This is a genomic window from Kitasatospora sp. NPDC038210, from assembly GCF_055600605.1.
The window spans coordinates 784,049-798,503 of the sequence record NZ_JBVJYK010000001.1; the positions used below are offsets into that span (position 1 = coordinate 784,049).

Annotated in this window: 11 protein-coding genes; 7 read left to right on the forward strand and 4 right to left on the reverse strand. The window is 73.5% G+C overall.

The genetic code is table 11. The features are described from left to right. Nucleotides 1-44: 44 nt before the first annotated feature. The 3 genes from ACZ7KX_RS03165 to ACZ7KX_RS03175 all read left to right on the forward strand — a co-directional run bounded on the left by ACZ7KX_RS03165 (nt 45) and on the right by ACZ7KX_RS03175 (nt 5,885). Nucleotides 45-896, forward strand: coding sequence for a siderophore-interacting protein (locus tag ACZ7KX_RS03165; RefSeq protein WP_470324999.1), 852 nt, complete (start codon nt 45-47; stop codon nt 894-896). A 360-nt stretch (nt 897-1,256) separates the two neighbouring features. Further along, the gene (locus ACZ7KX_RS03170; RefSeq protein WP_470325000.1) at nt 1,257-4,766 is read left to right on the forward strand and encodes a S8 family serine peptidase; all 3,510 of its coding nucleotides are present in this window, start codon (nt 1,257-1,259) and stop codon (nt 4,764-4,766) included. 138 nt (nt 4,767-4,904) lie between these two features. Further along, entirely contained in the window at nt 4,905-5,885 is a 981-nt protein-coding gene (locus ACZ7KX_RS03175; RefSeq protein WP_396552072.1) for an alpha/beta fold hydrolase, read from the forward strand. A 129-nt stretch (nt 5,886-6,014) separates the two neighbouring features. Here the strand turns inward: ACZ7KX_RS03175 and ACZ7KX_RS03180 are convergent, their stop codons facing one another. The 3 genes from ACZ7KX_RS03180 to ACZ7KX_RS03190 form a co-directional block, all read right to left on the reverse strand. Further along, a complete protein-coding gene (locus tag ACZ7KX_RS03180; RefSeq protein ID WP_470325001.1) occupies nt 6,015-7,514 on the reverse strand; it encodes a vWA domain-containing protein in 1,500 nt (499 codons plus the stop codon). After that, entirely contained in the window at nt 7,511-8,401 is an 891-nt protein-coding gene (locus tag ACZ7KX_RS03185; RefSeq protein ID WP_470325002.1) for an AAA family ATPase, read from the reverse strand. The genes ACZ7KX_RS03180 and ACZ7KX_RS03185 overlap by 4 nt, the downstream gene beginning before the upstream one ends. A gap of 203 nt (nt 8,402-8,604) precedes the next feature. Next, nucleotides 8,605-9,273, reverse strand: coding sequence for a Tat pathway signal sequence domain protein (locus ACZ7KX_RS03190; protein WP_470325003.1), 669 nt, complete (start codon nt 9,271-9,273; stop codon nt 8,605-8,607). A gap of 561 nt (nt 9,274-9,834) precedes the next feature. On the opposite strand from ACZ7KX_RS03190, the gene ACZ7KX_RS03195 reads away from it, so the two are divergent. The 3 genes from ACZ7KX_RS03195 (at nt 9,835) to ACZ7KX_RS03205 (ending at nt 12,007) form a co-directional block, all read left to right on the forward strand. Beyond that, complete coding sequence (locus tag ACZ7KX_RS03195) at nt 9,835-10,668, forward strand: TetR/AcrR family transcriptional regulator (protein WP_470325004.1); 834 nt, start codon at nt 9,835-9,837, stop codon at nt 10,666-10,668. Nucleotides 10,669-10,808: 140 nt separating this feature from the next. Beyond that, complete coding sequence (locus ACZ7KX_RS03200; protein WP_470325005.1) at nt 10,809-11,462, forward strand: DUF6230 family protein; 654 nt, start codon at nt 10,809-10,811, stop codon at nt 11,460-11,462. A 2-nt stretch (nt 11,463-11,464) separates the two neighbouring features. Continuing rightward, on the forward strand, nt 11,465-12,007 hold the full coding sequence (locus ACZ7KX_RS03205) for a DUF6114 domain-containing protein (protein ID WP_470325006.1): 543 nt from the start codon (nt 11,465-11,467) through the stop codon (nt 12,005-12,007). A 141-nt stretch (nt 12,008-12,148) separates the two neighbouring features. Here the strand turns inward: ACZ7KX_RS03205 and ACZ7KX_RS03210 are convergent, their stop codons facing one another. Continuing rightward, nucleotides 12,149-13,240, reverse strand: coding sequence for an NAD(P)-dependent alcohol dehydrogenase (locus tag ACZ7KX_RS03210; RefSeq protein ID WP_470325007.1), 1,092 nt, complete (start codon nt 13,238-13,240; stop codon nt 12,149-12,151). 201 nt (nt 13,241-13,441) lie between these two features. Here ACZ7KX_RS03210 and ACZ7KX_RS03215 point away from each other — a divergent pair, with 201 nt between their 5' ends. After that, nucleotides 13,442-14,338, forward strand: a complete 897-nt coding sequence (locus ACZ7KX_RS03215; protein ID WP_470325008.1) for a helix-turn-helix domain-containing protein — start codon at nt 13,442-13,444, stop codon at nt 14,336-14,338. Nucleotides 14,339-14,455 lie beyond the last annotated feature (117 nt).

Here is a 14,455-nt window from a genome sequence, read left to right on the forward strand (position 1 = left end):
GCAACTCTTTATGCCGTAAGGTTACCAATCGAAGGGGTTTCCCGATGACACTGCCCGTCACGTTCGTCGAGGTCGTCGAGGTCCGCCGGACCACGCCGCGCACCGCCCGGATCACCTTCGCCGCCGAGGAACTCGCCGACACCGTCGGCACCGCCCCGGACCAGCAGCTCAAGCTCTGCTTCCCGCGCCCGGGGCAGACCGAGCCCGTGCTGCCCGCGCGGCAGGACGACCCGATGGGCTGGTACCGGGCCTACCTGGCGATCCCCGAGGCCGAGCGCCCCCTGATGCGCAGCTTCACCCTGCGTCGCCGCCGGCCCGGCACCCGGCTGGTCGAGATCGACTTCGTGCTGCACGGCGACACCGGCCCGGCCGCCGCCTGGGCGCTGCGGGCCGAGCCGGGGGCGCGACTCGGGATGGTCGGCCCCTCGGCGGAGTACGCCCCGCCGGTCCCGTACGCCGAGGCCGCCGCGGCGGCCGACTGGGTGCTGCTGGCCGGGGACGAAACGGCGCTGCCGGCGCTCGCGACGCTGGTCGAGGCGCTGCCGGCCGGGGTGCGGGCGCTCGCGTACGTCGAGGTCGCGGACGCGGCCGAGCAGCAGCCGCTGGAGAGCCGCGCCGACCTCGCCGTGCACTGGCTGCACCGGGGCGCCGCCGCCCCGGGCGCGGTGCTGGCCGCGGCGGTCCGGGCCGCCGAACTGCCGGCCGGCACGCCGTTCGCCTGGCTGGCGGGGGAGGCCGGGGCGGTGCGGGCGCTGCGCCGGCACCTGGTCGAGGAGCGCGGCGTGCCCAAGGCCTCGGTCGACTTCACCGGGTACTGGCGCCACCGGCTGACCCAGGACGACGCGCCCACCGCCGAGGACCTGGCGGACGCTCAGGAGCGGCTGGCCGGGTACTGATCCGGAGCGGGCGGGCCCGGGCGGCGCGGCGGCTCCCCGGGCCGTCCCCGGAGGCCGCCGCGGTCGGCCCGGGTTTCGGCCGGGGCGTAGCGGGAAGGGAACGTCGTGGTGTCGACAAATGGTCAACCCGGTGGCGGGGTTTCGCCAGTGTCCGGAGTTCGCCACGGGAATCCCCGGCGCCGCGGCATCCCGTTCCGCGCAGGGCCGATCGGCTGAAAGATGCGGATTCGGCCCGATTTCCGCCGCGAATTTTACTGAGTGATGGTCAACTTTACTTTCTGATGGGTATTTACCCCCTTGTCGTGATCGCGCTCAGCTGAGTTGGATTGCGTCAGCCATTCATCAGACGAAAGGATGTCCATGATCGGCTGGCGGAAAGCCCAGCTAACAGCTGCCGTCACGGTCACCGCCGCGTCCATGGTCCTGAGCCTCGGGACCATCGCCGACGCAGCGCCGAACCCGGATCCGCAGAACGCCCGGGCGGCGTCCGCGGACGGGGCCCCGGCACCGGTGATCGTGATCCTGAAGGACCAGATCGCGGACGCCCCGGCCGACCACGGCCACATCGGCGCCCGTCAGCAGAAGACCGCCTCCGCGCAGGCGCCGCTGCTGAACAAGGTCAAGGCGGGCGGCGGCACCGACATCAAGACCTTCGTGGTCGGCAACGCCTTCTCGGCGACCGTCAGCCCCGCTCTGCGCGCCCAACTGCAGGCCGACCCGGCCGTCGCCGCCGTGGTGGCCGACGCCCAGGTCCAGGTCGCCCCGGCGTCCGCCGGCAAGGCGAAGCAGGCCAAGGACGCCGCCGACCCCGCGAACGCCGCCGGCGCGAAGGCGCCCAAGGCCGCCGCCGCTCCGCAGGCCGTCTCGGGCAGCAACGGCCAGGGCGCGGAGGAGAACGCGACCAACACGGCGTGCCCCTCCGACCCGAGCAAGCCCCTGCTGGAGCCCGAGGGCCTGTACTCGGTCCGGGCCTACACCGGCAACGGCAAGCCCGGCGTGGAGAACCTGGCCACCGGCAAGGGCGTCAAGGTCGCCTACATCGCGGACGGCCTCGACCCGAACAACCCGGACTTCATCCGGGCCGACGGCTCGCACGCCGTCGTCGACTACAAGGACTTCGCGGGCGACGGCTGGGACGCGCCGACCGGTGCCGCCGAGGCCTTCGGCGACGCCTCGGCGGTCATCGCCCAGGGCCGCCAGGTCTACGACGTCTCGCAGTTCGTCAACCCCTCGCACCCGCTCCCGGCGGGCTGCAACATCCGCATCCGCGGCCTCGCCCCGGACGCCGACCTGGTCGCCCTGAAGGCCGGCGGCGAGCTGATGTCCAACTCGTCGATCCTGCAGTCGATCGACTACGCGGTGCGGGTCGCCCACGTCGACGTGCTGAACGAGTCCTTCGGCGGCAACGTCACCCCGGACAGCGGCGCGCACGACACCATCTCGCTCTTCAACGAGCAGGCCGTCAAGGCCGGTGTCACCGTCGCCGTCTCCTCCGGTGACGCCGGCATCAGCGGCACCGTCGGCACGCCGTCGACCGACCCGTCCGTGATCTCGGTCGGCGCCTCCACCGACAACCAGAACTACCAGCAGACCGGCTACGCGGCCGCCCAGTTCTCCAACAAGACCTGGAGCAACAGCCGCATCTCCGCGCTCTCCTCGGGCGGCTTCACCCAGGCCGGCCGCACCGTCGACCTGGTCGCCCCGGGCGAGTCGGACTGGGCGCTGTGCACCCCGGACACCGCCAAGTACGAGGACTGCACGGGCTTCAACGGCAAGCCCTCGCCGATCCAGCCCTTCGGCGGCACCAGCCAGGCCGCTCCGTTCGTCACCGGCGCCGCGGCCCTGGTCATCCAGGCCTACCGCGACACCCACGGCGGCGACTCGCCGGCCCCGGCGCTGGTGAAGAAGTTCCTCACCGGCACCGCCACCGACCTCGGCGTCCCGGCCGAGGAGCAGGGCGCCGGCCTGCTGAACGTCCGCGCCGCCGTCGAGGCCGCCCGCGGCTACGACGACGGGGACGGCACCGACGGCGCCAACACCGTCGTGGTCAACACCGGCCAGGTCGACATCGCCGGCACCCCCGGCTCGGCCCACACCGCCGACGTGTCCGTCACCAACACCAGTGACGAGCCCCAGACGGTGAGCGCCGCGACCCGCAGCTTCGCCCCGCAGGCGAGCAACCAGCAGACCGTCCAGCTGGACTCGGCCTCGACGGACACCTTCAAGTACGCCACCAACGGTGCGGACTGGGTGCAGAAGCAGGTCAAGTTCACCGTCCCGGCCGGTGCCGACCGCCTCGCGGCGTCGATCGCCTGGCACGGCGCGCCCAACCCGGTCACCAACGGCCCGGTGGTCCGCATGACGCTGCTCGACCCGTCGGGCCGCTTCGAGACCAACACCCGTCCGCAGGGCGGCGCCACCCCGGCGAACTTCGGCCTGGTGGACGTCCCGCACCCGGTCGCCGGCGAGTGGACCGCGATCCTCTACACCCCGGCGGGCAAGGCCGGCTTCACCGGTCCGGTCCAGTTCGGCACCGCCACCCAGCGGGCCGTCCCGGCCGGCGCGGTGAGCCCGAGCACCGCCGAGCTGAAGCCCGGTCAGACCAAGACCCTCAAGGTCCAGCTGACCACCCCGGCGACCAGCGGTGACTCCAGCGAGGCGATCACCGTCTCCAGCTCCAACGGCAACACCACCAGCGTGCCGGTCACGCTGCGCAGCCTCGTCCCGGTCAACCAGGGCAAGGGCACCTTCACCGGCACCATCACCGGTGGCAACGGCCGCAGCGCCTCGCCGACGCAGGGCTTCACCTACGGCTTCGACGTCCCGAAGGGCCAGAAGGACCTGCGGGTCGGCGTCACCGTCGGCAAGGACTCCAACCTGCTCATGCAGGGTGCGCTGATCAGCCCGAACGGCACCCCGATCGACATCGAGGGCAACGGCCTGTTCGACGCCCAGGGCAACCTGACCGGCACCGCGGCCGGCGTCTCGGCCACCACCGTCAACCCGGCCGCCGGCCGCTGGCGGTTCGTCCTGAACGTGCTCGGCCCGGTCAGCGGCCAGCAGCTCGCCCAGGACTTCACCGGCACCGTCGCGTTCGACCAGGACCAGGCCACCGCGGCCGGTCTGCCGAACGACGCGCACACCAAGCTGGCGGCCGGCAAGCCGGTCACCGTCCAGGTGAACTACACCAACAACACCGTCGCCACCCAGAAGATCGCGGCCGACGGTCGCCTGGACCGCCGGGTGGACGTGCCGCTGGTGCCGCAGGGCGCCTCGGCGAACGTCAACCTGCCGCTGAGCCTCAGCTCCACGGTGCCGTCCTTCCTGGTGCCGCCGGGCACCGACCAGCTCAAGGCCGTGGCGGCGTCCTCGACGCCGGCGCAGATCGAGCTGAGCGCCACCACCGGCTCGCCGGACCTGTTCGGCGACCTGAAGAAGGCCCAGAACGGCTCCACCATCTCGGTCGTGACCGACAACGGCACCGCCGAGCAGCCGGTCGTCCCGGGCAACTGGAGCACCTTCGTCCAGCAGATCGGCCCGTTCGGCACCGGCGGCGCGCCGACCGGCACGTCCACCATCACGGCCACCGCGCACACCCAGGCCTTCGACCCGGCGCTGGCCTCCAGCACCGGTGACCCGTACGCCGCCTCGGTGAACGCCTCGGCCCAGGCCGCCAACCCGGTGACCGTCGCCCCCGGCGCCACCGGCTCGCTGCAGGTGACGCTGACCCCGGCCGGCCCGAAGGGCAGCACGGTCAAGGGTGTGCTGTACCTGGTGTCCGGCCCGACCGGGGTGGCCACCACCAACAACGTCCTGAACACCACCGGTGCGGTGCTCGCGGCGATTCCGTACAGCTACACGGTGAACTGACGCTCCGTCACGAAACCGAAGGCCGAGGCCGTCCCGGATTCCCGGGGCGGCCTCGGCTGCTTCCGGCCGGAGGACGGACGCGGGGTTCCGGGGCCGGGCGGCTGGGCAGGTTCGGGAACGGACGGACGTTCTTGAGGAATGGGGAACCACGTGTCGTACGAGGCCGTCAAGCACAGCGACGTCGAGGTGAACGGGGTGCGGCTGCACCTGGCCGAGCAGGGGGAGGGGCCGCTGGTCCTGCTGCTGCACGGCTTCCCGGAGAGCTGGTACTCCTGGCGTCACCAGTTCGCGCCGCTCGCCGAGGCCGGCTACCGGGTGGTGGCGCCCGACCAGCGCGGCTACGCCCGCAGCGAGCAGCCCGCGAGTGTCGACGCGTACACCCTGCTGCACCTGGTCGGCGACGTGACGGCGCTGATCGGCGCGCTCGGGGAGGAACGGGCGGTGGTGGTCGGGCACGACTGGGGCGCCCCCGTCGCCTGGGCCACCGCGGCCCTGCGGCCCGACCTGGTGCGCGGCGTCGCCGGGCTCAGCGTGCCGCCCCTGCCGTCCGGGCCGACGCCGCTGGCGCTGTCCCGGGAGCGCTTCGGCGAGGGCTTCTACCAGATCTACTTCCAGGAGCCTGGCCGCGCCGACGCCGAGCTGGCGGCCGACCCCAAGTCCTCCTTCCGCCGCATCCTCGGCGGGATCTCCCCCGACGGGGTACCGAGGGCGTGGGTCGTCCCCGAGGGCATGAAGCTGCTGGACACCGTCCCGGAGCCGGCGCGGCTGCCGGGCTGGCTCACCGAGGCGGACATCGACGCCTTCGCGGCCGACTACGCCCGGCACGGCGAGCGCGCCTTCACCGGGGGGCTCAACTGGTACCGCAACATCGACCGGAACAACGAGCTGATGGCGGCGTTCACCGGCCGCCGGATCGAGGCGCCCGCGCTGTACGTGACCGGTGAGCAGGACCTGGTCAACGCGATGGTCCCGCGCGAGGTGATGGCGTACCTGCTGCAGCAGGTGACGCCGCGGCTGCACCGGCACCTCCGGCTCCCGGACACCGGGCACTGGACGCAGCAGGAGCGCCCGGCCGAGGTCAACGAGGCGCTGCTGGACTTCCTCGGCTCGCTGGACTGACGGCCCGCTCCCGGGCGGCCGGAGCGCGGTCGCCCGGGCCCGGTCGGTTCCCCGGGCCCGGTCGGTTCCCCCAGCGAGGAGATGGCCCCCGGGCACGGACGTCCGGAGGGCCGGGAGCCGGGGCGCGGCTCAGACCGGCAGGAGGCGGGCGATGAGTTCGCCGAGGCGGCGGGCGTTGCGGCACGGGTGCATGTCGACGACGTCCGCGTAGGCGTGGGCGGCGGAGTCGCCGGTGGACCACAGGGAGGCCTGCTCGGGGTTGAGCCAGATGACCCGCCGCGCCCGGCCGGCGATCCGGCGCAGGGCGTCGAGGTTGGGGTCGCGGTGGTTGGTGCGGGCGTCGCCGAGGACCAGGACGCAGGTGCGCGGGCCGACGGCGTCGAGGTGGTGGTCCGCGAAGCCGCCGAGGGCGGAGCCGTAGTCGCTGTTGCCGTGGTAGCCGGTGACCTGGGCCTGGCCGAGGATCCGGGCGGCCAGACGGGCCGGGTCGTCGCCGTCCCGGAGCAGGTCGGTGACCTCGGCGGTGCGGTTGACGAAGGCGAACACCCGGACCTTGCTGAACTGTTCGCTCATCGCCTGCACCAGCAGCATGGTGAAGTCGGCGAAGCCCGCCACCGAGCCGGAGACGTCGCACAGCAGCACCAGCTCCGGCCGGGCCGGGCGGCGCAGCCGGTGGGCGAGGCGCAGCGGCACGCCGCCGGTGCCGAGGGAGCGGCGCAGGGTGCGGCGCAGGTCGATGTGGCCGCGGGCGGCGCGGCGGCGCCGGGCGGCCAGGCGGGTGGCGAGCTTGCGGGCCAACGGGTGGACGGTGCGGCGTAGTTCGGCGAGCTGGTCGCGGCCGGCGTAGAGGAAGTCGATCCGGTCGGCGGTGGGGGCGACGGCGCGCTCGGCGATCCGCTCGGGGCCGCGCAGCTCGGCGACCCGCCGGCGGGCCTCGCCGGCGACCAGGGCGCGGAAGTCGCGGATCCGGCGGCGGACCTCGTCGGTGAGGACGAGGTCGGAGAGGTCCGGCGAGCCGGGCCCGCTGCGCAGGGCGGCGAGGATCCGGGCGAGCAGGGTGTCCGGGTTGATCCGGCCGAGCGCCTGCTGGGCGGACCAGCCGTCGGAGCCGGGCACGCCGCCGGCTCCGTACCGGCCGAAGGCCTCCACGACCTCGCCGGCGAGCCGGGCCTGGGCGGCTCGGTCGTCGGCGGCCAGGGCGGCGGCGAGGCGTTCGCGCAGGTCGTCGCGGAGCGGGTCGGGGCGGCCGTAGCGCGGCGGCTCGGGGTCCTCGGGCACCGGCGGCGGGTCGGCGCGGAAGGCTTCGGGGGTGCCGACGCCGAGGGGGAAGAAGAGGTCGAAGGTGGCGTCGAAGACGGTCCGCTGGCCGTCGGAGCGCAGCAGGGCGGCGGCCAGACCGGCCCGCATCTGCTCACGGTCGGCGAAGCCGAGGACGTCGAGGACGGCGGCGGCGTCGACGGTCTCGGCGGGGCCGGTCCGCAGTCCGTGGCCGCGCAGGGCGCGGACCAGGCCGGTCAGGCGGGCGGCGGTGTCGGCGGGGCCGGCTGCTCCGGTCGCGGCCGCCGTGCCTGGCGCCGTCGCACCTGCTGCCGTGGTGCCTGCTTCGGCGGGCTGCGGTGCGCCGGTCATGCCGGGGTGAGCTTCCGGGTGGCCTTCCGGATGTCGTCCTGGTGCTTGAGGATCACCCCGAGGGTGTCGCGGACGGCCGCCTCGTCGAGGGTGTCCGCGCCGAGTGCGAGCAGGGTGCGGGCCCAGTCGATGGTCTCGGCGACGGACGGCGCCTTGCGCAGCTCCATCGCCCGCAGCGCGCCGACGATCCGGACCAGCGATTCGGCCAGCGTGTCGTCCAGTCCGGGCACCTTGAGGCGGACGATCCGGCGCTCCAGCTCGGCGTCCGGGTAGTCGAGGTGGAGGAAGAGGCAGCGGCGGCGCAGGGCCTCGGAGAGCTCGCGGGTGGCGTTGGAGGTGAGCAGGACGAAGGGGCGGCGGCTCGCGGTGATGGTGCCGAGCTCGGGGACGGTGACCTGGAAGTCGCTGAGCACCTCCAGCAGCAGCGCCTCGACCTCCACGTCGGCCTTGTCCATCTCGTCGATCAGCAGCACCGTCGGCTCCTCGCCGCGGATGGCGGTGAGCAGCGGGCGGGTGAGCAGGAACTCCTCGCCGAAGATGTCGCCGCGGGCCTCGTCCCAGCCCTCGTCGCGGCCGGCGGTGATCCGCAGCAGCTGCTTGGCGTGGTTCCACTCGTAGAGCGCGCGGGCCTCGTCGATGCCCTCGTAGCACTGGAGCCGGACCAGCCTGGCCCGGCCGATCGCGGCGACGGCCTTGGCGAGTTCGGTCTTGCCGACCCCGGCGGGGCCCTCGACGAGCAGTGGCTTGCCGAGCCGGTCGGCGAGGAAGACGGTGGTGGCGACGGGGGTGGAGGCGAGGTAGCCGGTGGCGGCGAGCTGTTCGGCGGCGTCCGCGACCGAGGTGAAGAAGCCCGTGCCGTCGCCGTTCCCGCTGCTGCCGCTGGTCATCCGCCTGCCCCGTTCCGGTTCGCCGTCTCCGTGCGGCGCCACCCTACCGGCCGGTCACTTCCTTGTCGCGGGGCCGGGGGCCCGCGTGGTGGGCGCAGGTCCGGGGTGCGGAGGAGGGGGACGTGCGTGAGCGAACGCGTGGCGGAGCGGCGTACGGCCTGCCGGGGCCGTACGCCGCGGGTCGAACCGGTGGGCCCGCTGCGTCAGTTGACGAAGATGACCGGGCTGCCGGCGACGGAGGTGTCGGTGACCGGGCCGTAGGTGGCGCTGAAGTAGCCCGTCGAGAAGCACAGGCCGGGGCCGGAGACCAGGGTGAACGGCTGGGCGGAGAAGCCGATGGTGTTGCCGGTGTTCGAGGTGGTGCCGTTGATCCCGGTGGCGTTCTGGTAGTTGCAGCTGATGCTGCCCAGGATGGTGCTGAGCACCACGGTGGTGCCCATCGGGCCGGCTGCGCCGGGGGTGAGCTTGACCGGGTTGCCGGGGGCGTCGCTGACCGTGTTGGTGAACGGCAGGTTGGTGACGGTGATGCTCTTGACGCCCGTGACGCCGAGGACGTTGGAGGTGCAGGAGCCGAAGGTCTGGGTGTTGAGCTGCTCGACGGCACTGCCCGGGGCGGCCGGGTTGGAGGTGACGGTCGCCGAGAAGGAGGAGGCGGCGCACTTGATGCCGCTCGTCCCGGTGGCGCTGTTGTAGAAGGTGGCGAAGCTGCCGGAGACCAGGTTGGCGCTCAGGACGTCGCCGACGGCGACGGCCGGGCCGGCCGGGCTTCCGGTGGTGAGTACGGCGGTGGCGGCCTCGGCGGGTGCCACGGCCGCGCCGGTGAGGGCGAGTGCGGCGAGGGCGGCGGTGGCGAGGGTGCGGCGGATGCGCATGAGGGTACCTCTCTCCGTCCCGGGGACGGGTGGGGGGATTCCCGGCGTGCGGGTGTGGTGGTGTGCACGACGGGGGAGGTGCATGGCGTACCGGGGGCTCCGGCGGGGCCGCGGTGCGGGCGGGCCCGGCGCCACGGGCCCGCTCGTGCGGTGCGGAGGTGTGTCCGGACGGCGGTGCACGACACAGCGGTGCTGAGGAGCAGCCCTGCGACGCGGCTCGGCGAAGTGGTCCTGCGAGGTGGCCCTGCGAAGTGGCTCTGCGCATCCGCTCCGCGAAGCGCCACGGCGGAGCGTCATGTCGGAGCGGCACTGGGCAGAGGCGCTGCGCAGTGGTACTGCGTCGATTCGTTGCGGACGTGCGGTGCTGTGGGGGTGCACGTCGGCGGCTGCCACCGCCGCGGGCCTGCGCCCGCCGTGGTCCCGTGGTCCGGGAGGTTCGCCCGGATCGTGGGAGCCCCTGGAGGTCGGCCGGTGGGGGCCTGCTCGCCCACCGGTTGGAAACCTGTCAGTGTTGTAAACCCGCTGTTGCGTCAATGTCAATACAGGACACAGGAGTTGGTGATGGATCGGAACTACCTCCGGAGTGCCGACGTGGTCCTGCTGCCCGGTGCGCGGACCGGCCGCGATCCCGCCCGGTCGATCAAGCCGGGCCCGCGCCGGCAGCCCGCCGGCGTGGTCGCCGCGACGCAGCGCGAGCGGCTGCTGGACGGGCTGGTCCAGACCGTCGCCGAACGCGGCTACCAGCACGCGACGGTGAGCGACATCTGCCGCGCGGCGGGTGTGACCAGGCCGGTCTTCTACGAGCTGTTCAGCGGCAAGGAGGACGCCTTCCTGGCGGCGCACCGGTACGGCACCGGGGTGGTGCTGCGGCGGATGGCGGGAGCCTTCGCGGCCGAATCCGACTGGTGCCACGGGATCCGGCAGGCGCTCGGCGCGATGCTCCAACTGCTCGCCGGGACACCGGCGTTCGCGACGATCGCGGTGATCGAGATCGAGGCGGTCGGCGCGGAGGGGCGGCGTGAGCGCGAACAACTCCTCACCAGGTTCCGAGCGTTCTTCGCCGAGGTGCCCCAACTGCCGGGCGGTGTAGGGGTGGACGAGATGGTGGACGCCGTGGTGGGCGGTGTCTACAGCGCGCTCTACCGCGGGATCGCCTCCGGCCGGACCGATCGACTGCCGGAGCTGTTGCCGGTGTTGAGCATGTTCTGCCTGGCGCCGTTCCTCGGCCCGGCGGAGGCGGCCGTACGGCTGGGCCCGGCGGAGGCGGCCGCACGGCCCGGGGCGGCGGAGGCGCCGGTACGAACGGTCCCGGCGGAGACGGCCGAACGGCTCGGGGCCGGGATTGGTGAAGATCCTTCGTGCACCCGTATTGACCCGGCCAATACCGGGCAGTAGCTTCCCAGTTACTTACCGCGCTCCGAACCGGACCCGCCCCGCTGCCGAGGGGCGGGTGGCCCGGTCGGGCCGCGCAACGCTGTCCGCGCCAGGGCAACGTGCCAGTGCCTGCACACCCAATCCACCCAGAGGGAGCACACATGGCCATGTCCGAGGACGCCGCCGCCGCGGCCGAGACCCCCCAGCCGGCCGGCCCGAGAAGAGGCCGGGTCCGGCTCAAGCGCACCGCTCTGATGGCCGTGCCGGCCATCGCGGCCGGGGGCGTCCTGATGGCGCTCACCGCCCAGGGCGTGCTCGCCGCCCAATTCTCCATCTCCGGAATGCCGTTCACCATCACCGCCGACAAGCTCGACGGACAGGGCTTCGCCCAGTTCGGCTCGCTGGACTCGATGATCCCCGACAGCCCCAACGCGGGCTCCACCGGCGGCCAGGTCCTGGTCGCGGTGTCGGCGATCAAGACCGCGCAGATCACCAACCTGTGCCAGAGCGTCGACCTCGGCGGCGTCAACCTGGTGATCCACGCGGGCGACGGCGGCACCCCCGTCTCCGCCACCAACCTCACCACCGACTCCGATCTGCTGTCCGGCGACGCGGAGTTCACCAACATCGAGATCGGCGGCGACGCCAGCACCTTCACCAAGGCCGGCCCGGTCGGCAAGGGCAACCCGGGCGTCTTCGGCCAGCAGGCCGACACCGTCCAGCTGACCAACCTCAAGCAGCACAACTACGCGAGCACCGCCGTCGGGTTCAAACTGCCGAACCTGCGGCTGAGCTTCGGCTCCCAGGGCTGCTGAGCATGACGGAGTCCGTACCGGAGCCGGCCGGGACCGGCGAGGGCACCGCGGCGCGGGCCGAGGAGGCGGTGGCCGAGGGGACGGCCGCCGCGCCCGGCACCGCCGCCGCCGCTCCCGCCGCCGGGCCCCCCGCCCGCCCGGCCAAGCGCGACTGGCGGGGCAGGCGGCCGTTCTGGGGCGGGCTGCTGGTGCTGCTCGGCGGTGCCGAGATCCTGTTCACCCTGCGGGCCCCGCTGCCCGTCGTCCTGCACATCGGGATGCAGGGACTGGCCGGGTACCTGGTGCCGGCGGTGATGGTGCTGTGCGGCTTGCTGATCCTCTTCAACCCGGCGCAGCGGCTGTTCTACTCCATCCTCGCCGTGCTGGCCTCGCTGGGCAGCTGGGTCACGTCCAACCTGGGCGGCTTCCTGATCGGGATGCTGCTCGGGGTGGTCGGCGCCTGCCTCACCTTCGGCTGGCTGCCCGACCAACCGCTGCGCCGGGGCCGGCAGCGGCGGCTGGACCGCCGCGAGGAACGGCACGCGGCCAAGACCGCCTCGGTCTGACGCGGGGGCCCCGCGCCCCGGTGACGGGAGAGCACCGGGGGCGCGGGGCACCTTCGCGCAGGCCGCCTTCGCGCAGGCGCCTTCGCGTGGGGAGGTGGCCGCGGACCGGACGGCCCCGGACCCCGGCCCCCGGACCCCGGATCAGATGGTCGAGGCGTCGATCACGAAGCGGAACCGGACGTCGCCGGCCAGCACCCGCCGGTAGGCCTCGTTGATCTGCTCGGCCCGGATCAGCTCGATCTCGGCGGTGATGCCGTGCTCACCGCAGAAGTCCAGCATCTCCTGGGTCTCCGGCAGGCCGCCGATCATCGACCCGGCCAGCGAGCGGCGCCCGCCGAGCAGCGCGTGGGCGTTGACCGACACCGGCTTCTCCGGCGCGCCGACCTGCACCATCGTGCCGCCGGTGCGCAGCAGGCCCAGGTAGGCGCTGAGGTCGAGGTCGGCGGAGACGGTGTTGACGATCAGGTCGAAGCTGCCCGCCAGCTCGCCGAAGGTCGCCGGGTCGGAGGTGGCCCGGTAGTGGTCGGCGCCGAGCTTGAGACCGTCCTCGCGCTTGCGCAGCGACTGGCTGAGCACGGTGACCTCCGCGCCCATCGCGTGGGCGAGCTTCACGCCCATGTGGCCGAGGCCGCCGAGGCCGACGATCGCGACCTTCTTGCCCGGGCCCGCACCCCAGTGGGCGAGCGGCGAGTACAGCGTGATGCCCGCGCACAGCAGCGGCGCCGCGGCGTCCAGCGGCAGGTTGTCGGGGATGCTCAGCGCGTACGCCTCGTCCACCACCAGCTCCGCGGAGTAGCCGCCGTAGGTCGGCAGGCCGTCCTTGCCCGTGCCGTTGTAGGTGAAGACGGCGCCGCCCTCCCCGGTGCAGTACTGCTGGAGACCGGCCCGGCAGTTGTCGCACTCGCGGCAGGAGTCGACGAAGCAGCCGACGCCGACCCGGTCGCCGACCTTCCAGCGGGTCACGCCGGGGCCGACCTCGGCGACCACGCCGGCGATCTCGTGGCCCGGGACCATCGGGAAGATGCCGGTGCCCCAGTCCTCGCCGACCTGGTGGATGTCGGAGTGGCAGATGCCGGAGAACCGGATGTCGATCACGATGTCGTGCTCGCCGACGGCCCGGCGGGTGACGGTGGTCTTCGCCAGCGGGGCGTCGGGCTGCTGCGCCGCGTAGGCGGCGACGGTGCGGGTGGTGCCGGGGGTGTTCGTGGTGGTCTTCGTCGTCTCGTTCGTCATGCCCACAGACTGCGGCGCCGCGATCGGGCCAACCAGACCCGAGGTCTTCGTACGAAGCCGGGACGTAGGCGGGCCGAACGTAGGCGGGCCGGACCTACGCGGGCCGTGCCTAGGTCGGCCGGGCCTACGTCTGCGGAGGGTACGCACGGCAGTGTCACCCTCGCCCGCCCCGGGGCGCCGGATCGCCCGCATACTGCAGACATGGACCAGCGCACCGAACTCAGCGAGTTCCTCCGATCCCGCCGCGCCCGGCTGCGGCCCGAGGACGTGGGGCTGCCGCACACCACCACCCGTCGCCGGGTGCCCGGGCTGCGCCGCGAGGAGCTGGCCCAGCTCGCCGGAGTGAGCACCGCCTACTACACCCGGCTCGAACAGGGCCACGGTGAGAACGTCTCGGTCGCCGTGCTGGACGCCATCGCCCGGGTGCTGCGGCTCAGCCCGGCCGAACGCGACCACCTCGGCCGGCTCACCAAGCCCGCCCGGCGCCGCTCCGGCCGGGCCGCCGCCCGGGTGCAGCGGGTGCGTCCCGCGTTGCAGCAACTGCTGGACGCGATGGAGGGCGTGCCCGCGTACGTGCTGGGCCGCCGCCTGGACGTCATCGCCTGGAACCGGCTCGGCAGCGCCCTGCTGGGCGACTTCGCCGTGCTGCCGCCGGAGCAGCGCAACATGGCCTGGCAGGTCTTCCTCGACCCGGACGCCCGCCGCCTGTACGTGGACTGGGAGGGCAAGGCCAGCGACATCGTGGGCATGCTGCGGCTGGACGCCGGGCGCGACCCGGACGACCCCCACCTCGCCTCGCTGATCGGCGAACTCTCCGTCAAGAGCGAGGACTTCCGGCGCCTGTGGGCCACCTACGACATCCGGGACAAGGGCCACGGCACCAAGCGGCTGCACCACGCGGTGGTCGGCGCCCTCAGCCTGCAGTACGAGACCCTGCGCCCGACCGGTGACGCCGACCAGGTGCTGGTCGCCTACCACGCCGAACCCGGCTCGGCCTCGGCCGAGTCGCTGCGGCTGCTGGCGAGTTGGGCGGCGACCGAGTTCCAGGCCGGGACGGCGTCGGACACGGCCGACTCCGCCACCGAGGCGTCCCGGTAGCGGCACCGGCCCGGCGGGGGCGCCGGGAGGTGGGGGATCGGGAGGTGGGGGGATCGGCTACTGCGTGGCCACCCGGGAGGCGCTTGGCAAGGGGTCGATGGTCCCGGGTCCGTCCGG